General features: G+C 64.2%; 15 protein-coding genes. 2 read left to right on the top strand and 13 right to left on the bottom strand.

The annotated features are described in order from the left end of the window. Positions 1-36: 36 nt before the first annotated feature. The 3 genes from NEK97_RS03815 to NEK97_RS03805 all read right to left on the bottom strand — a co-directional run bounded on the left by NEK97_RS03815 (position 37) and on the right by NEK97_RS03805 (position 4,629). Positions 37-1,665 (bottom strand): glycoside hydrolase family 32 protein, encoded by a 1,629-nt coding sequence (locus NEK97_RS03815; protein ID WP_257368581.1) that lies wholly within the window; start codon positions 1,663-1,665, stop codon positions 37-39. A gap of 85 nt (positions 1,666-1,750) precedes the next feature. After that, positions 1,751-3,352, bottom strand: a complete 1,602-nt coding sequence (locus NEK97_RS03810; protein ID WP_257368580.1) for a glycoside hydrolase family 68 protein — start codon at positions 3,350-3,352, stop codon at positions 1,751-1,753. Between the two features lie 476 nt (positions 3,353-3,828). After that, complete coding sequence (locus NEK97_RS03805) at positions 3,829-4,629, bottom strand: purine-nucleoside phosphorylase (protein ID WP_235519456.1); 801 nt, start codon at positions 4,627-4,629, stop codon at positions 3,829-3,831. A gap of 122 nt (positions 4,630-4,751) precedes the next feature. Here NEK97_RS03805 and NEK97_RS03800 point away from each other — a divergent pair, with 122 nt between their 5' ends. Next, entirely contained in the window at positions 4,752-6,161 is a 1,410-nt protein-coding gene (locus NEK97_RS03800) for an NAD(P)H-quinone dehydrogenase (RefSeq protein WP_257368577.1), read from the top strand. A 266-nt stretch (positions 6,162-6,427) separates the two neighbouring features. Here the strand turns inward: NEK97_RS03800 and NEK97_RS03795 are convergent, their stop codons facing one another. The 3 genes from NEK97_RS03795 to NEK97_RS03785 are packed head-to-tail and all read right to left on the bottom strand — an operon-like array spanning position 6,428 to position 11,607. Then, complete coding sequence (locus tag NEK97_RS03795; protein ID WP_257368576.1) at positions 6,428-7,990, bottom strand: FAD-dependent oxidoreductase; 1,563 nt, start codon at positions 7,988-7,990, stop codon at positions 6,428-6,430. After that, positions 7,987-10,194: a molybdopterin oxidoreductase family protein gene (locus NEK97_RS03790; protein ID WP_257368574.1), complete on the bottom strand. Its 2,208-nt coding sequence runs from the start codon at positions 10,192-10,194 to the stop codon at positions 7,987-7,989. Before NEK97_RS03790 ends, NEK97_RS03795 begins: the two co-directional genes overlap by 4 nt. Beyond that, positions 10,195-11,607 carry an MFS transporter gene (locus tag NEK97_RS03785; RefSeq protein ID WP_211713233.1) on the bottom strand — a complete coding sequence of 471 codons (1,413 nt, stop codon included), beginning with the start codon at positions 11,605-11,607 and terminating at the stop codon, positions 10,195-10,197. It abuts the gene before it with no gap. A 264-nt stretch (positions 11,608-11,871) separates the two neighbouring features. Here NEK97_RS03785 and NEK97_RS03780 point away from each other — a divergent pair, with 264 nt between their 5' ends. Next, positions 11,872-13,281, top strand: a complete 1,410-nt coding sequence (locus NEK97_RS03780; RefSeq protein WP_235519464.1) for an MFS transporter — start codon at positions 11,872-11,874, stop codon at positions 13,279-13,281. Between the two features lie 65 nt (positions 13,282-13,346). Here NEK97_RS03780 and NEK97_RS03775 read toward each other — a convergent pair whose 3' ends face one another. From NEK97_RS03775 to NEK97_RS03745, 7 genes are all read right to left on the bottom strand, one after another. Then, a complete protein-coding gene (locus NEK97_RS03775) occupies positions 13,347-15,161 on the bottom strand; it encodes a biotin carboxylase N-terminal domain-containing protein (protein ID WP_257368571.1) in 1,815 nt (604 codons plus the stop codon). A 118-nt stretch (positions 15,162-15,279) separates the two neighbouring features. Then, on the bottom strand, positions 15,280-15,951 hold the full coding sequence (locus NEK97_RS03770) for a nucleoside triphosphate pyrophosphatase (RefSeq protein WP_257368569.1): 672 nt from the start codon (positions 15,949-15,951) through the stop codon (positions 15,280-15,282). Positions 15,952-16,100: 149 nt separating this feature from the next. Beyond that, positions 16,101-18,626, bottom strand: coding sequence for an MMPL family transporter (locus tag NEK97_RS03765; protein WP_257368568.1), 2,526 nt, complete (start codon positions 18,624-18,626; stop codon positions 16,101-16,103). 1 nt (position 18,627) lies between these two features. Further along, a complete protein-coding gene (locus tag NEK97_RS03760; protein WP_374111507.1) occupies positions 18,628-19,359 on the bottom strand; it encodes a TetR family transcriptional regulator in 732 nt (243 codons plus the stop codon). Positions 19,360-19,496: 137 nt separating this feature from the next. Then, positions 19,497-19,946 (bottom strand): YbjQ family protein, encoded by a 450-nt coding sequence (locus NEK97_RS03755; RefSeq protein WP_257368566.1) that lies wholly within the window; start codon positions 19,944-19,946, stop codon positions 19,497-19,499. Positions 19,947-20,039: 93 nt separating this feature from the next. Beyond that, positions 20,040-21,473, bottom strand: coding sequence for a dicarboxylate/amino acid:cation symporter (locus NEK97_RS03750; protein ID WP_257368564.1), 1,434 nt, complete (start codon positions 21,471-21,473; stop codon positions 20,040-20,042). A gap of 276 nt (positions 21,474-21,749) precedes the next feature. Next, positions 21,750-23,432, bottom strand: coding sequence for a DUF885 domain-containing protein (locus NEK97_RS03745; protein WP_257368563.1), 1,683 nt, complete (start codon positions 23,430-23,432; stop codon positions 21,750-21,752). Between the last annotated feature and the right edge of the window lies 1 nt (position 23,433).

The following is a 23,433-nucleotide window of genomic DNA, read 5'->3' as shown; positions in this document are numbered from 1 at the left end:
GAAGGGTCGTAAAGGGTGAAATCCCGCCCCTTGGCGCTAAAACTGACGCGTTTGCACCGTAAACTGCGTGTCCCCGTCCGTGCTGAACACCGAGGTTCCCGTGTCGTCCCAGTCAGGGAAGAAGGTGTCCGAGATGACGATGGCGCCCTCCCCGGCGAAGACTTCCACGGACGAGGAATCCAGGAGAATCTGGAGGCGGACCTTGGCATCGTTATGGGAGGGAGGCAGCGTGGCCTGGTGGTACGGGCTGAACTTCTCGGAAAAGTTGGTGGTTCCGGCGTTCGAACGGTCTACCTTCACCGTGCGGGTGTCCTTGGCGTAAGTGATCCGCAGGGCTGATTTTCCGTCGTCTGATGCACGGAGGTTCACGCCCGCCTCGCGGGCCGATGTCAGCTCCATCTCCACCTCGAGCAGTTGCGCCCGGGCGGTGAAATCGCCGTCCAGGTGCTGTAGCCCGGAGCCGACGGTGAGGTTTTTGCCTTGGACTGCACTGCCAGCGCGTTCAAGGGCCTCGCGTGCAGCAGTGGCAATGGCCGATCGCAGCTCCAAACGGCGCTCGCCGCGCACCAGTGTCAGTTCGCGCGGGATCGCCATGGATCCGCGCCACGGAGTGGTGGGAACGTGCTGGGCGTAGTCCCAGTTGCCCATCCAGCCCAGCAGCACGGGCTTGCCGCCGGGTGCACCGGAAATGGAGTTCGCCGCATAGTAGTCGGCGCCGTAATCCAGCCACTGCGAATCGGTGGGCGGGGCGTCAGGGGCGGCGGCATCTTCCGCGGTGAACCGTGTGCCGTCGAATTCGCCCACAAAATACTGCATGCCCGACCCGCCCGCGATGCCCCCGGGGTTGATGCTCAACAGCATGACCCATTTCTTCGCCGCGGAGTCTTCCACGGCCATTTCGATGAGTTCCGGAACCTCCCACAGGCCGCCCTGGGCTCCGGCTCCGGAGAAATCACTGAGGAAATCCCAGTGGAGAAGATTGGTAGATTTGAACATCTTCACCACTTGGGCGTCGGCCACCACTGTGGTCATCACCCAGTAGTGGCCCGGCTCGTACCAGGTGATCTTGGGATCGCGGAAGTTGTTGTTGGTGGGAGCGAGGTTCAGCACCGGGTTGCCACGGTACTTCTCCCACGTGGTGCCCTTGTCCAGGCTGAATGCAACCGACTGGGCCTGCGCGCCTTGGGGGAGTGCGCCGTTCTTTCCATAAGCGCTCGTATAAAGGGCCACCATGGGCGGGTTTTCAGCGGACCCGAGGCCGGACGCGTTCTTGGTGTCCACCACGATGCAGCCGGAAAAGATTTCTTCTTCCGGGCTGGCTTCCATGGCTACCGGCTGTTGTTCCCAGTGCACCAGGTCGGTGCTGGTGGAGTGGCCCCAGGACATGTTCCCCCATGAGTTTCCGCGCGGATTGTGCTGGTAGAAGGCGTGGTATGTCCCATCGTGGTAAACCAGCCCATTGGGGTCGTTGAGCCAGTTCTTCGCGGCTGTCAGATGGGCGCCCGGCCGCCAGGGGTCCGAAGCGGTAGGTGCGGTACCCGCGACGGTGGGGGTCGGCGTCGGGCTTTCATCCGGTGAGCAGGCAGCGGCCGAAAAACCAACCACGACGGCGGCACTTGCGGCCAGCAGGTGGCGGCGGGACAGGTGGGGGTTGGGGAGAGTCATGGGGAGAATCCTGAAAGGTTGGGGTGGCGGGGGTGCCGGCACGTGTGGGGCCGGCACCCCCGCCGTGGCCTGACGGCCGGGGGTGTTACTTGTAGAGGCCTTCGCCACCAACACGGACGTTGGTGGGCAGGTAGCCGAACGGGCCGAGGCCGTTCTGGCCGAAGCTGCGGTCAACCTGGGTCACACCACCCTTGAAGTTCATCTTCACGGTGGGTGAGAGCGAACCGCCGCGTACGCCATCGACGTTGTCGATGAACGACTGGACGAGGCCGCCCGGCTGGACGTAGTGCGAGTAGGCCTGGAATTGCCGCCCGTTCTGGCGCGGATCCGGTCCTTCCGGCGCGTTGGCCGGCATGTTCAGGTCCGTGGGGGAGCCCAAAGCCAAGCCGCTGTTATTGACCGGCTGGTAGTCCGAACGAACGCCGTCGCCGACGAAGCCGTACACGCCGTCGGGGCCGCGCATGCCGTCGGCATAGGTGAACTGGTGGCTGATGGTGAACAGGTAGTACTTGTTCTTGCCGTTCTCGTTCTGGATGAAGATCTGCGGACGCTCGGTCTGGTCGTTGACGCAGTTGGCGGACAGGACCGGCGGGAGGAAGCTCCACTTTGTCAGGTCTTTGTTGTCCGCCACAGCCAGGCCCACGTTGGCGGTCTGGTACCAGGCGCCCGTGGTGCTGTTGACCTGGTCCACTGTCTCAGAGTGCGGATCGCCCGGACGGTAGCCCAGGTCTTCCTGCTTGCACTTGTAGGAGCCGCGGGTGCCACCGGTGTTGCCTTCGAACACCATGAAGGTCTTGCCGGGGTGTGCGGGGTCCGCAAACGTGTAGGGATCACGGAAGGCGAAGCCCGGGTTCTGGGCTTTGTTCTGGTACAGCTTTCCGTCCGGCTCAAGCAGCTTGGTGTGCTGGAAACCATCGAAGGTCACGCCGTCCTTGGTGGCGTGGATGGTGCCAAGGGCTTTTGCGATGGCCGCATCCGGGGCAATCCCGCCGCCGCCTGCGTTGCGCTCGGCGACGTCGTAGAACGTGGTGGCCGTATAGAACACATTGATCTTGTTGCCCTGCATGAGGCGCGTGGAGCCGGACCATTCCGTGTTGCCGATGGAGGTGTTGTCCAGGAACAGGTGGCCGCCGTAGTTCCATTTGTCCTTGGCGGGATCGGCGTTGGTCTTGCGGAAGAAGTAGCCGATTCGGGCGTTCCAGTGACGCTGGTCGAAGCCGTAGCCTGCGTGGCGGTCGGCGACGAGGGCGAAGATTACGTCCCAGCCCTTGTAGCTGATCTGGTTCGCGTTCTCGTCCGTCAAGGACCAGGTGTCCCAGACCCAGACGTCGTCGTTCATGGCGGGGAAGTCCTTGGGGATTTCCGGCATGGTGACGTTGGGGCTCATGGAGTTCTGTCCGGGCGCAACGTTGGGGTTGCTCTGGGCCATGATCTGTTTGGCGTCGGCTCGCGTCCACTTGGAGGTGAAGTTCGCGGCGGGGTCGTAGGCCTGTTGCGTGTGCAGGCTCGGCAGGGGGAAGCCGGGCGTTGGCGCCGGCATGGTGCTCGACGGCGGGTCGGCCGGCAGGTTGGCCTGCGCAGCCGGCGTGAGCAGCAGGATGCTGCCTGCCACGCTGGCTGCCGCTGCGACCGCTACTGCCCGTCGCAGACGGCGGCGTGGCCGTTGAGGGGTTGAGTGCGTGTTCATGCTTGCTCTTCTCGCGGAGTGTTGGACTTCGTGGAGTGGGGCGCATGCCCTGATCCCCGGTATGGGGTTTCCCTGCTCCGGCGTCCATCGAGCCGCGGGAGGCGTCATCGAAGGACGCCATCGTTTCGGGAGTGCGGCAAGGCCTTGAGGGGACTTGCTGCCGTTCGCTCCGGCACGTCGACTTACCGGAACGCTCCCACGCTAGACACGTGTTAGGTCGCAAATCAAAGGACGTTTCAGAGGCCCAAAAAGCTACCCGCCGGTAGATGTGCAAGCGCTTACATTGTCAACGTGCGCGCGTGGCATATCCGCGGGAAGCGGGTCAAATGTTTCGGCATAAATCTTATTTATTCTGAGAATTTACTGTGTGTTTACGTGCCGGAAGAATTGTTAGCGCGCACCAATAAACGCAGCCTTAAAGCAGCAATGCGTGGCCACCGGACGGTGACCACGCATGTGACTGACGCAGGGAGCTACTAGAGCTTCGCGATAATCTCCGCCAGCAGCTTGGAGATCCGCTTGCCCGCGGCCTGGCCGGCTTCGAGGACTTCGGCGTGGCTCAAGGGAACGGGGCTGATGCCGGCTGCGAGGTTGGTGACCAGCGAGATCCCGAAGACTTCCATGCCCGCGTGGCGGCCGGCGATCGCTTCCAAAGCGGTGGACATGCCTACAAGGTCCGCGCCGATGCGCTTGGCGTACTGGACTTCCGCCGGGGTTTCGTAGTGCGGCCCGGTGAACTGCGCGTACACACCCTCCTGCAGGGATGGATCCACTTCACGGGCCAGGCCGCGGATCCGCGAAGAGTAGAGGTCGGTGAGGTCAACGAACGTAGCGCCCTCAAGCGGTGAGGTCGCAGTCAGGTTGATGTGGTCGCTGATGAGCACGGGTGTCCCCGGCGTCCAGTCCTCGTTGAGGCCGCCACAGCCGTTGGTGAGGACCAGTGTCTTGCACCCTGCGGCCGCAGCCGTGCGGACACCGTGGACTACCGACCGGACGCCCCTGCCTTCGTAGTAGTGCGTCCTCGCGCCAAGCACCAAGGCCCGCTTGCCCTCCTTGGTCAGGACGGAGCGGATGGTGCCAACGTGGCCCACCACAGCGGGTTTGTGGAAGCCGGGCACCTCCGAGGCGTTAAGGGTCGCGGTGGTCTCGCCGATTAGATCGGCGGCCTCGGCCCAGCCGGATCCCAGCACCAGTGCAACATCGTGGGACTCGATGCCGGTTTCCGCTGCAATGAAGTCTGCGGCGGCCTGGGCGGCTTCGAAGGGGTCTGTGTTCATCAGCTCAGTGTTACTCACTGGTACAAGCTACCTTGCGGCCACGGGACTTTGGTAGGGACGCACGCGTGGGTGAGGGTGGGCTGAGTGGCAGCCGGCGTGGCAATGAGCGAGAATTGAGGATTGTGACCACCCAAGTTGACTTCAGTGCCCCCCGTATCGCGATCCTGGGAGGTGGTCCCGGCGGATATGAAGCTGCCATGGTGGCCGCCTCACTCGGTGCCCACGTCACCATTGTTGAGCGGGCGGGCCTTGGCGGCTCAGCCGTGCTGACCGACGTCGTGCCTTCCAAAACGCTCATCGCAACTGCCGATCTCATGACCCGCGTCGGCGAGGCCGACGAGCTGGGAGTGAAGTTCGACGGCGACGGCGCGGCATCAAAACCCCGCGCCGACCTCAAGCACATCAACGACCGCGTCCTGAACCTGGCCCATGGGCAGTCGAACGACATCCGCGCGGGCCTGGAGCGCCTGGGCGTGGAGATCGTCATCGGTTCGGGCAAGCTGCTGGATAACAACACCATCGAGGTCCTGACCCTCGAAGGCACCCGCACCATTGACGCCGACGCGATCCTGCTGGCCGTTGGCGCCCACCCGCGTGAACTCCCCACCGCCAAGCCCGACGGCGAACGCATCCTCAACTGGGCCCAGATCTACAACCTGGACGAACTTCCCGAGGAACTGATCGTGGTTGGTTCCGGTGTGACCGGGGCCGAGTTCGCCTCCGCCTACAACGGCCTTGGTTCCAAGGTCACGCTGATTTCCAGCCGCGACCAGGTCCTCCCCGGCGAGGACACGGATGCGGCCAAGCTGCTGGAGGGCGTCTTTGAGCGCCGCGGCGTCCGAGTCTTGTCGAAGTCCCGCGCGAACGCGGTGGAGCGGACGGACGACGGCGTGAAGGTCACCTTGGGTGACGGATCGATCGTGACAGGTACGCACTGCCTGGTGTGTGTTGGGTCCATTCCCAACACCGCTGGAATCGGCCTTGAAGAAGCGGGTGTGACGCTCACGGAATCCGGCCACATCAAGGTGGACGGCGTTTCCCGCACCACTGCCCCCAACATCTACGCGGCCGGCGACTGCACCGGTGTGTTCGCCCTCGCATCCGTGGCCGCCATGCAGGGCCGGATCGCGATCGCGCACTTCATGGGCGACGGCGTGAAGCCACTCAAGCTCAACCAAGTTGCGTCCAACATCTTCACCTCCCCGGAAATCGCGTCCGTGGGCGTTTCCGAGGCCGACCTCGCGTCCGGCAAGTACCAGGGCGATGTTGTGATGCTGTCCCTGCTCAGCAATGCCCGCGCCAAGATGCGCAACACCAAGGATGGCTTCGTCAAGATCATCGCCCGCAAGGGATCCGGCACAGTGATCGGTGGAGTGGTGGTTGGCCCGAATGCCTCGGAGCTCATCTTCCCGATCTCGGTTGCCGTCACCCAGAAGCTGCACGTCGATGACGTGGCCAGCGCTTTCACGGTGTACCCGTCCCTGACCGGCTCCATTTCCGAGGCCGCACGCCGCTTGCACGTCCACATGTAGTTGTGACGCCGACGCCCGTTTCGACGGTTCGCAGCGCACCAGACGATTCCTACCGTCTAACGTGCAGCGAACCATCGAAACGGGCGTTTGTGCTTCCTACGTGTGCAGAGCGGCGATGGCTTCAGCGAGGGGCATGTGCAACGCAGGACCGTGGCCCGGCAGGCTGAAGTGTCCGATTCGATGGCTCGCTGCGGAGAATGCCGGGCGCACGGCATGCTCCGCAGCGAACCCCCGAACCCGAGCGGCAAACCAAAAACTATGCGGCTTCAAGCGGCGGCGGCCTGGAAGTGTTTCTCGATGATGCCCTTGATGTCCTCGTGGCACCCGCCGCAGCCTGTACCGGCGCGGGTGGCCTTGGAAACATCGGCAACCGTCGAGCACCCGTCCGCCACGGAGTCGCCGATGCTGGCCGCGCTGACCCCGGCGCAACGGCAAACGGTCCGTTGCGGGTCGGTGCTGGTGGCGCCGCTGTTCAGCTGGTCCGGGCCATCCAGGCGCAGCAGCAAGGACCGGTCCGCGGGGAGTTCGGAAGAGCGCTCAAACAAGACCACCAGTTCGGCAGCAGTACGGGGCATGCCCACGGACACCAAGCCCTCCAGTACACCGCCCCGGGTGGTCATCTTTACGTAGCGGCCGTGCTCGGGATCGGCCCACTGCGAGACCTGCCGGCGCGGGCGCCCGGAAGCAGCACCGGATTCCAATAGCTCGTCATCCCAGGGATCCGCCTGGTTGTCGCCCGCCACGGCAAGGTTGATGCCGCGCGCCTTCAGGACCACCACACCGGGCTTTTCCGGGGGGAGCGCTTCCAAGGCATCCGCTGCGTCCTGTCCGTCGCGGGCCAGGACCACGAGGTACTCGGCCAGCCATTCGGCCTGCCGCCAGCCCGGACCAATCAGGCCGGACGGACCAGGGGCGCTCCGGCAATCGAGGCATGCAGCGTCCGGGCAGCGAACTTCCGCACAGTCACCGATCGCGAACAAGTGGGGCTCGTGAAAGGTCCGGAGGTGGTGGTCCACCAGGATCCCGGCGCCGGTAGGCAGACCACAGCCTTCCGCCAGTTCAATCCGGGGCCGTACGCCACAGGACAACACCAGCAGGTCGCCGTCGATCGCGGAACCGTCATCGAGCAACAGGGCGGAGAAGGATCCTCCGGGACCCGCCGTTTCAACACCGGTGGAGCGGGCGTTGCCCGCCATCCTGACTCCGCCCAAACGCAAGCTGTTGGTGAGCACGGAGCCGCTGCCCCGGTCGATGCTGCGGCCCAGGGGGAAGGGGCCGTTGTGGACGACAGTGACCAGGGCACCCTCCTCGGAAGCGGCCAGCGCTGTCTCCAAGCCCAGGACGCCACCGCCCAGTACCACCACGCGCTTGCCACCTGCCACGGCAGCACGGAGGACGGCGGCGTCCCTTAGATCGCGCAACGCCGTCACTCCTGCCGGAAGCACAGGTCCGGCAGGGTCAGGGTTGAGGCCGGTGAGGTTGGGAATCACGGGACGGGAACCAGTGGCGAACACCAACCGGTCGTAATGCTCTGAGCTGCCATCGGAAAGCACTACGTGCTGGCGTGCCCGGTCTATCCTTTTGACCTTCACGCCCAACCTGACGTCGACGCCGTCGGCCATCAATTCTGCTGCGTCAGCCACGGCGAGGGCCTCGGCAGTGGTCCGACCCACGCCCAGTTCAGCAACCATCACGCGGTTGTAGGCAGCCTCCGGCTCCTGTCCAACCACCATCAGCTGGACCAGGCCCGAACGTACGGCGGGGAGGATTTCGTCCACGAGCCGCGCGGCAACGGGACCGAAACCTACGACGACAATCCGCTCGCTCATAAAGCCTCCTTGACGTAAACCGGCACTCGAACCCCGACGGCGATTGTTGCCGCCGGGGTTGCCCCGGCCTTCTTAACCCACACACGGCTGGTCTTGAACTCCGGCATGCCGGAAATGGGATCTGTGGCCGCCTCCGTGAGGCGGTTGGCATTCTCCTGGCCGGGGAAGTGGAACGGCAGGAAAACAGTGTCGGCCCGGACAGAGTTGCTGAGCTCGGCCCGGCAGAGGACCTCGCCGCGTTCGTTCGTGACCGTGGCGTAGTCGCCGTCGGCAATCCCACGTGAAGCTGCGGTGCCCGGGTGGATCAGCAGCCGCGCCTGCGGTTGGGCTGCCATCAGTGCCTCGACCCGTCGGGTTTGCGCGCCGGACTGGTAGTGCTCCAGCAGCCGCCCGGTAGCCAGTGCCAGCGAGTCATCCGCAAATGAACGCACGGCCCGCTTGGACGGCGTCACGGGCACCATGACGGCCCGGCCATCAGAGTGCGCGAAGCCGTCGCCGAAAAGCCGCGGCGTACCAGTGCTGCCAACGGGGTAGGGCCAGTAGGCAGCCTCCCCGCGGTCCAGCATGGCGTAGTCGATGCCCGAGTAATCGGCCAAGCCGCCAGCGGAAGCCAGACGAAGTTCCTCGAACACCGTCTCTGGGTCGTCGCTGAACGTGGAAGGGGCTTCCAGGATTTCAGCCAGCCGGGCCATGAGCCACAACTCGCTCCGCACACCCGGGGGAGGATTGAGCGCCTTGCGACGGCGGATCACCCGACCCTCCAGGTTGGTCAGCGTGCCCTCCTCCTCGGCCCACTGCGTGACAGGCAGGACCAGATCCGCTTCGGCGGCCGTCTCTGACATGAAGAAATCACAGACAACCAGAAAGTCGAGAGCCCGCAGCCCGGCCGTCACGGCGTTGGTATCAGGCGCTGACACCACAACGTTGGCGCCGTGCACGAAAAGGCAACGGACGCCGTCGGGCTTCCCGAGCGACTTCAGGAGTTCGACGGCCGGCAGTCCCGGTCCGGGGATCAGAGACTCATCGATTCCCCACACCTGGGCGATGTGGGCGCGGGCGGCGGGATCGGTGATTTTGCGGTAACCGGGGAGCTGGTCGGCCTTCTGTCCGTGTTCCCGGCCGCCTTGGCCGTTGCCCTGCCCGGTGAGTGTGCCGTAGCCGCTGCGCGCCGAACCGGGCAGGCCGAGGAGAAGGCTGAGGTTGATCGCGGCGGTGGCCGTGTCCGTGCCGTCCACGTGCTGTTCCACGCCGCGACCACTCAGGATGTAGCTGCCGCCGGTACGGGCACCGTGAGCCAGCCGCCTGGCGGTCTCGCGGATGAGGTTCGCGGGAACGCCGGTGATGGTCTGGACGCGTTCGGGCCAGAAGGCATTGAGGCTGCGCACCACAGCCGCGTAACCGGTGGTCTTTGCAGCAATGAACTCGTCATCCACCAGGCCCTCGTGCACCACCACATGGGAGATGCCCAAAAGGAGGGCCAAATCGGTACCGGGGGTCGGCTGCAGGTGGAGGCCGCCGCCGTCGGACGTCAACGCAGCAGTAGCCGAGCGGCGCGGATCCACCACGATCAGGCCGCCGGCGTCGCGGGCGCCCTGCAGGTGCGGGACGAAGGGTGGCATGGTCTCGGCAACGTTGGAACCGAGCATGAGGATGACGGACGCGGTGTCCAGGTCCGTTACCGGGAAGGGGAGGCCGCGGTCCACGCCGAACGCACGGTTGCCTGCCGCAGCAGCCGAGGACATGCAGAACCGGCCGTTGTAGTCGATGCGGGAAGTCCTCAGTGCCAGGCGCGCGAACTTGCCCAGCAGGTACGCCTTCTCGTTGGTGAGGCCGCCGCCCCCGAAGACGCCCACCGCATCGTTTCCGTGTTGTTTTTGGGTATCCTTGACGGCCGCTGCGATGAGCATGAGCGCTTGGTCCCAGGAGATCGGTTGGTGGACGCCGTCCGATCCCTTGAGGAGCGGTTCGGTGACCCGGCCGTTGTGATGCAACAACGACGCCGATGTCCAGCCTTTGCGGCACAGCCCGCCCCGGTTGGTGGGGAAGTCGCGCCCGGAGACCTCCAGGGGCGCGGCTGGCTGGGCCGGTTCTGCGGTGGGTGCGGGCGCCGGCCCCGGCGCGGCGGAGTCCGTCGTGGCCGGGGTCAGCGTCATGGCGCACTGGAGCGCGCAGTAGGGGCAGTGGGTATTGGCGCCGTTGGGCATCTAGATGTGTCCGATCGTGTTGCGCTTCCGGGCCGGGCGGATGTAGCAGACCCAGCAGACGGTGAGCATCAGGACGTACGCTCCCACGAATCCGTAGAACGCCGGCGTGTAGGAACCTGCGGTGGTGTTGGAGGCGTTGAGCACCTGCGGGATCACGAAGCCGCCATAGGCGCCGATCGCCGAGATCAGGCCCAGTGAGGATGCTGCAAGCCGGGCGGTGGCCGCGCTGCTGGCTCCGTTCCGTGCAGCCCTGCTGGAGGTGGCGAAGATGACCGGGATCATGCGGTACGTTGCGCCGTTACCAAAGCCGCTCGCCAGGAAGAGGAGCAGGAACAGAGTGAGGAAGAGCCAGAAGTTCTTCAGCGGCAACGTCCAGATCATGGTGAGGGTGATCACGGCCATGGAAGCGAAGGAGGCAATGGTCATTCGCGCCCCGCCCATCCGGTCGGCCATGCGTCCGCCGTAGGGGCGGGCCAGGGAGCCGACAAGCGGGCCGAGGAAGGCAAGTGAGAGCGCAACTGCGCCGACGTGGATGGAGGAGAAGTCCGGGAAGTAGTCCTTGATCAGTTTGGGGAAGACGCCCGCGAATCCAATGAAGGAACCGAAGGTACCGATGTACAGGAACGCCATGACCCACAGGTGCGGTTCCTTGAGGGCGGCAAGCGAGCCGGCCACATCGCCTTTGGCGCTGGTGAGGTTGTTCATGTACTTCCAGGCGCCGAAGGCGGCGATGAGGATGAGGGGAATCCAGATGATGCCGGCCATGGGAAGGTTGACGGTTCCCGCCGCCAGGAGCGTGATGGCGATCGGAACAACAAGCTGCGCGACGGCGGCACCCAGGTTTCCGCCGGCGGCGTTCAGGCCCAGCGCCCAACCCTTTTCGCGGGCCGGGTAGAAGAAGGTGATGTTGGCCATGGAGCTGGCGAAGTTGCCGCCACCGAAGCCTGCAAGGGCGGCGATGAGAAGCATGACACCGAACGGCGTTTCCGGGTTGGAGACGCAGATCGCCAATCCCGTGGTGGGGATCAGGAGCAGGAGTGCCGAGACGATGGTCCAGTTCCGGCCACCGAACTTCGGAACCATGAAGGTGTAGGGGATTCGGAGTGTTGCGCCTACGAGGCTGGGAATGGAGATGAGCCAGAAGATCTGGTTGGAGTCGAACGCGAAACCGGCAGCTGGGAGCTGGACGACCACAATGGACCACAGCTGCCAGACAACGAATCCGAGGAATTCGGCGAAGATGGACCAATACAGGTTTCGCTTGGCGATGGACCGGCCTTCAGCTTCCCACTGGCCCTTGTCCTCGGCATCCCAGTTGGCGATCCAGCGGCCGGGGCGGTGTTCAAGGGTGGGGGTGGCGGCAGCAGTGGACTGGACGGGAACCAGTGCATCTGCGGTGCTATCAACAGTCACGGGAGTGCCTCCTTGGTGGGGGACGTTGTTCTTCCAAGGTAGGTTTGGCGCATTTCACGGACGGACGCTGTTTGTAAACGCCCTGTGACATTTCCCTATCGGCGGGGTCACCGGCGCGTGAGGCCGTGGTGAGGTATTGTGGCGCAGACCACATCGTGGGATTTCTGCGGCTGTCCGCATGTTGGACTTGGTTGTCCAGTCAATGGACAGCGGGAACTATTATTGAACTCTCGAATAATCCATGTGAACGAAAGCTGCAACTACATGTCTTCCACCGCACCATCCAAGGAAGGCGAGTCCACTCAGCCGGTGAACTCGCGGGGCAAAGTGATCTTCGCCAGCCTGATCGGCACGACGATCGAGTTCTACGACTTCTACGCTTATGCCACCGCGTCGGTACTCGTCTTCCCGAAGCTCTTCTTCCCGGACGCCACTGATATCAACGCGTTGCTCAGTGCGTTTGCCATCTTCGGCGTGGCCTTCTTCGCCCGCCCCATCGGCGCAGTGGTCTTCGGACACTTTGGAGACAAGATCGGCCGCAAGGGCACCCTGGTCGCTTCGCTTCTGACCATGGGTATTGCCACGTTCCTGATCGGACTCCTGCCTACGGCATCCATGCCGGGTTGGGCCATCCTGGCGCCCATCCTCCTGGTGGTTCTGCGCTTCTTCCAAGGCCTCGCCCTCGGTGGAGAATGGTCCGGCGCGGCTTTGCTCGCCACCGAGAACGCTCCGGAAGGCAAGCGCGCCATCTACGGAACGTTCCCGCAGCTTGGTGCCCCGATCGGCTTCATCATTGCCAACGTCATCTTCATCTGGATGAATGTGGCACTGACCGCCGAAGAGTTCCTCGCATGGGGCTGGCGGGTTCCGTTCATCCTCAGTGCCGTGCTGGTCATCGTGGGCCTCTATGTCCGGTTGAAGCTGGTGGAAAGCGTCTCCTTCACCAAGGTCATCCAGCAGGAGAAGGTCCAGAAGCTGCCCCTCGCAGCCACACTCAAGAGCCACTGGCGCCCCGTGGTGGCCGGTACCTTCATCATGTTCGCCACCTACGTGCTCTTCTACATCATGACCACGTTCACTTTGTCCTACGGCACCAAGCCCACCCTGGCCGGTGCGCAGGCCGCCGCCGAAAAAGCCGGCAAGCCCATGACAGCTGACCAAATCGCAGCATTCGTTCCCGGACTGGGCATTACCCGCTCTGACTTCCTGTGGATGCTGATCATCGGCGTGGTCTTCTTCGGCATCTTCACGGTGGTTTCCGGGCCGCTGGCTGAGAGGTGGGGCCGCCGCAAGTTCCTGCTGGGCGTCACCGCCGGCATCTTCGTCTTCGGTGCGCTCTGGTTCACCATGTTCGGCCCTGGCCAGGCCGCCGCCATGGTTGGACTCATTGTTGGCTTCACGCTCATGGGTCTGACGTTCGGTCCCATGGCCGCCATCCTGCCCGAGCTCTTCCCGGCAAATGTCCGATACACAGGTTCTGCAGTCGCTTACAACCTGTCGTCCATGATCGGTGCCGCCCCGGCATCGTTCGTGGCCATCGCACTCTGGTCGGCAGCGAACGGAAGCACCTGGTTGGTGGGTGTCTACATGGCCGTCGCCGCTGTGGTGACCTTCATCGCCCTGTGGTTGACACGTGAAACCAAGGACACCGACTACGAGAACAACGTAGCCTAAGTACGCCTTAACGACGTCGGCCCCGCACCGTTTGGTGCGGGGCCGACGTCCTTAAGCGGTTGTTCTTAGTCCTCGATGGTGGCGATGACTGCGCCGGCAGCGACGGTCTCGCCCGCCGCGGCGGACAGGCCGCGAACGGTGCCGGCCTTGTGGGCTGTGAGGGGCTGCTCCATCTTCATGGCTTCAAGGACGACGATCAGGTCGCCCTCGGCCACGACGTCGCCTTCAGAGGCTGCCACCTTGACGATGGTGCCCTGCATGGGCGACGTCAGGGCGTTGCCGCCGGCCGCAGCAGCCGTAGCACCAGCGGAACGGGAACGCTTCTTGGATTTCCCGGACTTGGTGCCCGAGCCACTGGAGACGGCAGCCACGCCGCCACCAAGGCCGGATGGCAGGACGACTTCAAGGCGCTTGCCGCCAACCTCGACGACGACGCGCTGGCGCTCACCGGCGTCGGGTTTTTCTGCGCCGGCAGAGTTGGCCGACCATGCTGGGATGCTGTTGACGAACTCAGTTTCAATCCAGCGGGTGTGAACCTTGAATGGCCCCTCAGCCGGGGCGAAATCGGGGTCGGTGACCACTGCCAGGTCGAAAGGAATAACGGTGGGGATACCCTCCACCACCATCTCTTCCAAGGCGCGGCGTGAACGCTGCAGGGCCTGCTCGCGGGTAGCGCCGGTGACGATCAGCTTGGAGAGCATGGAGTCGAAGTTGCCACTGATGACGTCTCCCTGATCCACGCCGGAATCGATCCGGACGCCGGGTCCGGTCGGGTTCTTCAGGGTGGTGATGGTGCCCGGGGCGGGCATGAAGTTGCGGCCCGGGTCTTCGCCGGTGATGCGGAACTCGAAGGAGTGGCCACGGACCTCGGGGTCCTCGTAGCCGAGGGCTTCGCCGCGGGCGATGCGGAACTGCTCGCGGACCAGGTCGATGCCCGTGACTTCTTCGGATACGCAGTGCTCCACCTGGAGCCGGGTGTTGACCTCGAGGAAGGAGATGGTGCCATCCTGGCCCACCAAGAACTCACAGGTGCCGGCGCCGAGGTAGTTGGCCTCCTTGAGGATGGCCTTGGAGGATTCGTAGAGGCGCTTGACCTGCTCTTCGCTCAGGTACGGCGCGGGAGCCTCCTCGACGAGCTTCTGGTTGCGGCGCTGCAGGGAGCAGTCGCGGGTGGAGACGACAACCACGTTGCCGAAGCCGTCTGCCAGGCACTGGGTCTCAACGTGGCGCGGTGCATCGAGGAAGCGCTCGATGAAGCATTCGCCGCGGCCGAAGGCTGCGGTGGCTTCGCGCACGGCAGACTCGTACAGTTCAGGGATTTCGTCCATGGTGCGGGCCACCTTGATACCACGCCCGCCACCGCCGAAGGCAGCCTTGATGGCGACAGGAAGTCCGAATTCCTCGGCAAACTTCAGGATTTCGTCGGCATCCTGGACGGGGTCGGCCGTACCAGGGACCAGCGGAGCCCCCACCTTTTCGGCGATGTGGCGGGCCTGGACCTTGTCGCCCAACGCCGAGATGGCCTCGGGGGAGGGGCCGATCCAGGTGATACCGGCGTCGATGACCTTCGCAGCAAACTCGGCGTTCTCGGCCAGGAAGCCGTAACCGGGGTGGATGCCGTCGGCGCCGGACTGCTTGGCAACCTCAATGATCTTGTCCATCACCAGGTACGACTCGGCAGCGGTGTTGCCACCCAGTGCGTAGGCTTCATCGGCGAGGCGGACGTGGAGGGCGTCGCGGTCAGGGTCGGCGTAAACCGCCACGGAGGCAATGCCTTCGTCCCGGGCGGCTCGGATGATGCGGACCGCGATTTCGCCGCGGTTGGCAATCAAGACCTTGGTGAGAGGGCTGGAAATGGGCTGCGCCGGGTTAGCTGACAAGTTGTTGACTCCTTCTGTCCTTCAGGGAGCCTAGCGTGATTGTGAGGGTTCCGCCCATATTGATGGGGGATTCCGTGTGTGAGGCGATGTTCCTTTGTAGGGTTGCTACAAATTGCTTCTACTGGCTGTTCGAGTTCCACAGCTCTGTGATGCCCACGTTCGCATGCACCAGCAGATCCCGGAGGGTGGAGATGGAAAGCCCGACGACGGCGTGCGGGTCGCCGTCGACCTTGCGGATGAAGGCCCCACCCAGGCCGTCAATGGTGAAGGAACCGGCGCAGTGCAGGGGCTCGCCGGTGGCGATGTAGGCGTCGATCTCGCTTTCGGACATCTGCGCGAAGTGAACTTCCGCGCTGGAGACCCCGCCCACCGTGGCGCCTGTGCCGTCCGGGGACCCGTCGCCGGCATCATCCTGGTCCGCGTCCGCTGCGGTATCCCGGCAGTCAACAAGCCAGTGCCCTGTGTGAAGTACTCCCTGTGAACCGCGCATCCGCAGCATCCGCTCCCGGGCAACCTCCGGGGTGTAGGGCTTGCCGTGGGACTCGCCGTCGAATTCGAAGACAGAGTCGCACCCGATCACCAGGGCGCCTTCGGCTTCGGGGAGGGCTGCAACGGCTTCTGCCTTGGCACGGGCGAGCAGGAGGGCTGTGTCGTGGGCATCCGTTACGCCGTACTTTGCCTGGACGGCATCCTCATCGACGTCCGAGACCAGGACCTCATGCTGGATTCCCGCCTCCGTAAGCAGCTTGGTGCGGGCGGGGGACTGGGAGGCGAGAATCAATCGGGTCACGCCCTCCAGCCTAATACGACGCTCTCTCACATCCCGCCTGCTTCCCGCCGTCCCTCGCTCACGTCCGCGCTTAAACGCCCGACGCTCCATCACTGCCGTGAAGCAAGTGATGGAGCGTCGGGTTGAAGGGTTGGTTACGTGGAGGAGCGTTAGTGGACCAGTTCCTCGGATCCGGCCTTGGGGCGGTCGCTGCGGGTGAGCTTGGCGCCTTCGACGTCCACGTCCGGGAGGATCCGCTGGAGCCACTTGGGCAGCCACCAGGCTTTTTCGCCCAACAGGTACATCACGGCCGGAACGATCGTCATGCGGACCACGAACGCATCGATGAGCACACCGAACGCCATTGCGAAGCCCAGCGGCCGGACCATGGTGAGGTGGCTGAAGATGAAGCCGGAGAACACGCTGACCATAATGATGGCAGCGGCGGTGACCACTGCCGCTGCGTGGCTGAACCCGGAGCGTACTGCGTGCTTGGCGGACTCGCCGTGCATGAACGATTCGCGCATGCCGGACGTGATGAACACCTGGTAGTCCATGGCCAAACCGAACAGCACACCGATCAAAATGATGGGGAGGAAGCTCAGGACGGCGCCGGGGTTGGCGACGTCGAAGATCCCACCCAACCAGCCCCACTGGTACACGGCCACTACGGCACCGAAGGCAGCAGCCAGCGAGAGCAGGAAGCCACCGGTAGCCAACAGCGGAACAACGATGGAGCGGAACACCAGCAGGAGCAGGATCAGCGAGAGGCCCACAACGATCGCCAGATAAGGCGGCAAAGCGGCACCAAGCTTGGCGGACACATCGATGTTGCCTGCAGTCTGGCCGGTCAGTCCGATGGTCACATCGTTCTGTTCACGGATGTCCGTGCCCTTGGCGCGGACATCGGAAACCACCTGGACGGTGCTGGCGCTGGCGGGGCCTTCCTTCGGGATGACCTGGTAAACGGCCGTTCGGAGGTCATCGCTCAAGGCCACAGGCACTGCGGCGATCACGTTGTCCACGCCCCGCAGCTCGTCGGCGACATCGTACTGCTTGTTCTTGGCGTCGTTTTCGCTCAGACCTTCAGGGAACTCGGCGACCACGATGATCGGGCCCGTCATGCCTTCGCCGAAGCTGCTGCGCGTGAGGTCATAGGCCTTGAACGCCTGTGAATCGACAGGTTCGGAACCGCCGTCGGGCAGTGCAAGCCGCAACTGGGAAGCAGGCAGAGCCAGGGCGCCAAGAAGCACGACGCTGGCCACGAGCGCGAACCACGGGTGCCGGGTAACAAGGCCGCCCCAGCCACCGCTGCTGCGCTTCTCTTCGAGGGCGCGGTCGGCCGCTTCGTGGCCCGGTTCGGCATTGTGCTTGGCGGCCTTGGCCCAGGCGCGCTTGGAGATGAGCCGGCGGCCGATCAGCGCCAGGACGGCGGGCGTCAGGGTCAATGCGACGACGACGGCGACCGCCACTGTCGCCGCGGCGGCGACACCCATGACTGCGAGGAAGGGGAGTCCGGGGACCACCAGGGCAGCAAGCGCGATGATCACGGTGAGGCCCGCGAACAACACAGCGTTGCCGGAGGTGCCCGTGGCGAGGGCCGCGGACTCTTCGCCGTCCATGCCTGCCAACAGTTGGCCGCGGTGGCGGTTGACGATGAACAGGGAGTAGTCGATACCCACCGCAAGGCCCAGCATCAGGGCGAGCATCGGGGAGATGGAGCTCATGTCGATCACGCTGGTGAGCGCGAACGTGCCACCGACGCCAACCGCGACACCGATCAAAGCCATCACCAGCGGAAGGCCGGCTGCGACCAGGGTGCCGAGCATAAGGATCAGGACCAGCGCGGCGACGGCGACGCCCACGATTTCGGCAATGCCGAAGATCTGCGAAACGTCCTCCGTAATCTCCTTGCTGGCGTAAGCCGTGACGCCTGCGGAGGAGACCTCGTGAACGATGTCCTGTACTTGCTTGCGGACGGCTGGATCCACTGCGTTGATGGAGGTCTTGAACTGGACCTGCGCAATTGCTGCTTTGTTGTCGCTGGAGACGAACCGGAGCCCCTCCGAGGCGGCAGCCTGCCGCTTCGAGAGGGCCAAGGTGGTGGCGCCGTCGGCCGCTTCCTTTGTGCCGGCGTCGAGCTTTTCCTTGCCCGCGGCGAGCTCAGCGCGCTTGGCACCGAGCTGCGCGTCAATCTGCGCCGGGGTGAGGCCGGAGGCCGCCAGCTGCTGCTCTGCCGCGGCGAGCTGCGCCTCGCCAGCCGTCAGCTGTGCGCGGGAGGCATCCAGTTGGGCTTGACCTGCCGCCGCCTTGGCTTCACCGTCGGCGATTTGGCCGGCCGCGGAATCCAGCTGTTCTTGCGTGGTGAAGGGGTTCACCGTCCCTTGGATGTCGGGCATGTCCTGCAGCTTGTCGAGGGCGGCCGCGACGGCATCCTTCTTGGCCTGGTCGAAACCGGCGTCGCCGGCGTCGAAGACGACGCTCGCGGATCCCCCGGAGGAAGCAGGCAGGGCTTCCTTGAGCTTGTCGGCCATCCGCTGGGTTTCGGTGCCGGGGATGGTGAAGTTGTTGGACATGGTGCCGTGGAAAGCTGCGGCTGAACCGCCCACGGCCACCAGGACGGCCAGCCAGATGGAGATCACCAGCCAGCGGCGCCGGTACGAGAATTTGCCGAGCCGGTATAGGAACGAAGCCATGTCAGAACCGATCTTTGGTGGTTGGAACAGAGGGTGCGGCTGATGCCGGAGATTGTGGGGCTGAAACGTCCGACGGCGGCGCGAAGCCGGCGCCGAGGAGACCCATCGCGTCGATGAGGTGCTGGCGAAGGATGGCGAGGGATTCCGCGGAGAGGTCGGGCCCACGTTCGGCGAACCACACGGTCATGGCCGCCTTGCCGCAGGAGATCACCGACCCGGCCAACGCATGCAAGTAGAGCTCGCTGATGCCTTCACCGAGCCGGCTGCGGGCAGCGTCAATGATTTGCCCGGTGCAATGTTCCCAGGCTTCAAGCTCGGACCGGGCCAACGAGCGGTTGTCCTGGGTGAGGCTGAACAGCTCGGCCATGGGCGCCACGGACATCGGATCTGCGAGTGCCATGAGGGCCGCCCGAGCCGATTCGAGGATGGATTCTTCGGCGGGGCGCAGGCGGAATTGTTCCAGGGCGTGGTCCATGAAGCCGTCGGCTACTGATGCCAGGGCCGCTTCAAGGCTGGGGAAATAGTTAAAGAAGGTCCGTCGGGAAACTCCCGCGCTGGCAGCGATGTCCTCGACGGTGAAATTGCCGGAGCCGTTGCTGCGCAACAGGTCCAGGGCGGCGGACGCGATGGAGCTGCGGGTGGCCGCCTTGTTGAGCTCGCGCCGGGAGGGCACTGCGGCATCGGCAAGGGCAGGCGACTCTGCAACGGCGTCGTGATTGCTGGTTTGGGTCACATACTTACACTAAGTGCAACTTTGCACTCTGCGCAATTTGAAGCGATCCCGGGCAAAAGGGATCCCGTTCTTGTTCGCTCTCCTCACCGTTGAAGGGGAGGAGAGCGAACAAGAACGGGATCTGCCGGGGGCTTGGTTTAGAACTGCGCCGGGGGAGCCGGCGGGGTGGGCTGGGCAGGCGGTGCTGGCTGCTGCGGCTGGGCCGGCTGTTGGGCGGCCGATTTGGTCAAATAGATCGACTGCCCCGTAGCCCCGGGCTCGCCTTCGCCGAGGGGCAGCACGTAGACGGCGGTGCCGTAAGCGCAGACTTCGGTCCAGTTGGTGCCCATTTCGGAGGTGTCGAACCGCATGGCGACGATGGCATTGGCGCCACGTTGCTGCGCTTCGTTGACCATGCGTGCCATAACTTCCTGGCGGCTTTCGTAGAGTGCCTTGGTCATTTCGGGCAGCTCTCCGCCGCCTAGGGAGCGGAATCCGGCAAGCATCTGCGAACCGATGTCCCGTGAACGGACAGTGAGGCCCATGACTTCGCCGAACACGGCGTCGATCCGGTGGCCCGGAATTTCATTTGATGTGACGATCAGCATGCTCAGAGCCTATCCAGCTTTGGGCCCTTTAACAGGGAGATCCCCCGGGGAGAACTCCCCAGGGGATCTACGCCGTTCTAAAACGGGCTGGAATTAGGCTTTCGTTCCCGCGAGTTCCCGTTCATCCGCTTCAGCAGCGGCTTTGTCGGCAGCGTACTCGTCCGCAAACGCTGCACCGTTGCGGGGTGCGTTGTAGAGCGACTCGTCCAGGATGCCCTGGCGCTTTGCCACGATGGCGGGGATCAAAGCCTGGCCCGCAACGTTGACGGCGGTACGGCCCATGTCCAGGATGGGATCGATCGCCAGCAGGAGGCCGACGCCGGCAAGCGGCAGTCCCAGCGTGGACAGGGTCAGGGTGAGCATGACCACTGCGCCGGTGGTGCCGGCCGTTGCAGCGGAACCAAGGACGGAGACCAGCACGATCAACAGGTACTGGCTGAAGTCCAGGTTGATGCCGAAGAACTGGGCTACAAAGATCGCTGCGATGGCAGGGTAGATTGCTGCGCAGCCGTCCATCTTGGTGGTGGCGCCCAGCGGCACGGCGAAGGAAGCGTAGCCGGAGGGGACGCCCAGGTTCCGTTCAGTGACGCGCTGCGTGAGCGGCAGCGTGCCGATGGAGGAGCGGGAGACGAACGCCAGCTGGACCGCGGGCCACACACCGGAGAAGTACTGCTTGACGGACAGGCCGTGGACGCGGACCAGGATCGGGTACAGAACAAAGAGCACCAGTGCCAGGCCGATGTAGATGGCGGCCGTGAACTTGCCCAGAGAACCGATGGTGTCCCAGCCGTAGATCGCAACAGCGTTGCCGATCAGGCCCACGGTGCCCAGCGGAGCGATGCGGATGATCCACCAGAGGACCTTCTGGATAACGGCCAGTGCGGAAGCGTTGAAGGTCAGGAATGCCTCAGCCTGCTTGCCTACCTTGAGTGCGGCGATGCCGACGGCGATGGCGACCACAAGGATCTGGAGCACGTTGAAGCTGACGGAAGTGCTGACCGTTGTGGCAGCGTTGGCGCTTTCGGTCACGGTAGAGCTGGCGCCGAGGCCGAGGAAGTTCTTGGGGAAAAGGCCGATCAGGAAGGCCCACCAGTCACCGGTCTTGCCAGCGTATTCAGCTTTCTGGGTAATGCCAGTGGCTGCCCCGGGCTGCAGGAGTACGCCCAGGCCGATGCCGATCAATACCGAAACCAGCGACGTGATGGCGAACCAGAGCAGAGTGTTCCAGGCCAGACGGGCAGCGTTGGAGACCTGCCGCAGGTTGGCGATCGAGCTCACCACAGCGGTGAAGATCAAAGGAACGACGGCGGTCTGCAGCAACGAGACGTAGCTGGACCCGATCGTCTGGAGGGTTGCGCCAAGGCCGTTGGGGGCTGTCTTGGTGCTGCCTGTGTACTTGGCTATGAGGCCAAGGACGAGGCCCACAATGAGGGCTGCGATGATCTGGACGCCGAAGGAACCGGCCCACTTGGGGAGCCGGAAGCCGGGCTTGCCAGCTGCTGGGGAAGTGTTGGTTGAGGTGCTCACCGGAACACGTTAGGTGTCTGGCCAATAACATAGCGAACGGACGTTGAGAAATGTTACGTGCGCAAAAGTTATTCCTACCGCTCCTGTGACGTTGGCCTCAGCGCGTATTTACCGGCCGGGTCACGGTGGTCTCCGATGAGGACGGGTCCCGGTGAATTTGAGCAGTAGTGGGGAAGATTACACCGGACTTGAGCGAGTTGATTCGGTCGACTGGCTGCACGACCTGCCCCACCGATCGCACCTCGTAGTCACACGGGGCGATCAGTGGGAATAGCCTCAGCCCAGCAACGCCCGCCGCAGCACGTCCAAACCAACAGAGCCGATGTTCAGTGCCTTGCTGTGGAAGGACTTCAGGTCAAAGCCGTCGCGCCCCTCAAGCTCGGCACGGATCTGTTCCCACAGGCGCTGCCCCACCTTGTAGGACGGCGCCTGTCCCGGCCAGCCGAGGTAGCGGGTGAATTCGAATTGGAGTTGGCCTTCGCTGATATCGAGGTTGGCTTTGAGGAAGTCGAAGCCTTTTTCGGGTGTCCAGGTGCCGGTGCCCCAGCGTTCAGGGACAGGCAGTTCAAGGTGGACGCCGATGTCGAACACCACGCGGGCTGCCCGCATGCGTTGTCCGTCCAGCATGCCCATGTGGTCACCCGGGTCTTTGAGGTAGCCGAGTTCCAGCATGAGCTGCTCGGCGTAGAGCGCCCAGCCTTCGCCGTGGCCGGAGACCCAGCAGACGTTGCGCCGCCAGTTGTTCAAGAGTTCCCGGCGGTAAGTTGCCGTGGCGACCTGGAGGTGGTGGCCGGGCACCCCTTCGTGGAAAACGGTGGTGGTTTCGGACCACGTGGTGAAGGTGTCTTCGCCTGCCGGCACTGACCACCACATACGTCCGGGCCGGGAGAAGTCGTCGGAGGGGCCGGTGTAGTAGATGCCACCCTCGTCGGTAGGGGCGATCATGCACTCGAGGGTTTTCATGACGTCGGGAATATCGAAGTGGACGTCGGCGAGCTCGGACACGGCACGGTCGGAGAGTTCCTGCATCCACGCTTTGAGTGCGTCGGTGCCCTTGATCTGGCGCGCGGGGTCGCTATTGAGGATGGCCTTGGCTTCTTCAATGGCTGCGCCGGGCTTGATCTGCGCCGCGACCTTTTCCTGCTCGCCGATAAGCCTCTCGAGCTCCTGAACGCCCCAGGAGTACGTCTCTTCCAGATCGATTTGTGCGCCAACGAATGAACGCGAGGCCAGCGCGTAGCGTTCGCGCCCGACCGCGTCCTTCTCCGGTGCAAGGGGGAGGAGCTCGTCCCGCAGAAAATCGCCGAGGGCGCTGTACGCAGAACGCGCGGCTGCGGTCCCGGCGTCGAGCCTGTCCTGAACATCGGCGGGCAGCGGCTGGCCATTAAGGGCGGCCGATGAAGCCATCTTGGCGAAGAATCCGTCCTCGGCTGCGTATCGGCCGGTCTGCTCGATGACAATCCGGACTTGGCGGGCGGCGGCTACTTTGCCCGACGCGGCAGCGGTCCGGAGGGAAGCGATGTACCCCTCAATCGCCCCGGGAACATTAGCTGCACGGCCGGCGATATGCTCCCACTGTTCCACCGTGTCCGTGGGCATGAGGTCGAAGATCGCACGAATGTCCTGGGCCGGTGAGGCGATGTTGTTGAGGTCGGCGGCGTCCCAACCCGACTCGTGGATCTCCAGCTCCAGTCCGAGCCGCTCGCGCATGGCATCCAGGGTGACGGCGTCCACGTCATCCGAAGGCTCAAGGCCGGCCAGAGCGTCCAATGCCAACCGTGTGGCCTCCGCATGAGCCTCGGCACCGGCGGGCGAATAGTCCTGGTATTCGGTTTCGTGTCCCGGCAGTCCAAGCGTGGTGGCGAAGCTGGGATTGAGTTCGATCAGCTTTTCTGTGTACGCGTCAGCGACGGCATCGATGGCGGACTTCGGGCGTACGGGGGTGTTTGCAGTAGTCACC

The sequence above is a fragment of the Paenarthrobacter sp. UW852 genome, assembly GCF_024608385.1.
Classification (GTDB): Bacteria; Actinomycetota; Actinomycetes; order Actinomycetales; family Micrococcaceae; genus Arthrobacter.
Note: the sequence above shows the minus strand (reverse complement) of the source record. Positions and strands in the feature narration are given on the sequence as shown.

Bases quoted from the DNA above. Each gene is read 5' to 3' on its own strand.
- NEK97_RS03815 (WP_257368581.1), bottom strand. From the start codon at position 1,665: ATGACTCTCCCCAACCCCCACCTGTCCCGCCGCCACCTGCTGGCCGCA.
- NEK97_RS03810 (WP_257368580.1), bottom strand. From the start codon at position 3,352: ATGAACACGCACTCAACCCCTCAACGGCCACGCCGCCGTCTGCGACGG.
- NEK97_RS03805 (WP_235519456.1), bottom strand. From the start codon at position 4,629: ATGAACACAGACCCCTTCGAAGCCGCCCAGGCCGCCGCAGACTTCATT.
- NEK97_RS03795 (WP_257368576.1), bottom strand. From the start codon at position 7,990: ATGAGCGAGCGGATTGTCGTCGTAGGTTTCGGTCCCGTTGCCGCGCGG.
- NEK97_RS03790 (WP_257368574.1), bottom strand. From the start codon at position 10,194: ATGCCCAACGGCGCCAATACCCACTGCCCCTACTGCGCGCTCCAGTGC.
- NEK97_RS03780 (WP_235519464.1), top strand. From the start codon at position 11,872: ATGTCTTCCACCGCACCATCCAAGGAAGGCGAGTCCACTCAGCCGGTG.
- NEK97_RS03765 (WP_257368568.1), bottom strand. From the start codon at position 18,626: ATGGCTTCGTTCCTATACCGGCTCGGCAAATTCTCGTACCGGCGCCGC.
- NEK97_RS03755 (WP_257368566.1), bottom strand. From the start codon at position 19,946: ATGCTGATCGTCACATCAAATGAAATTCCGGGCCACCGGATCGACGCC.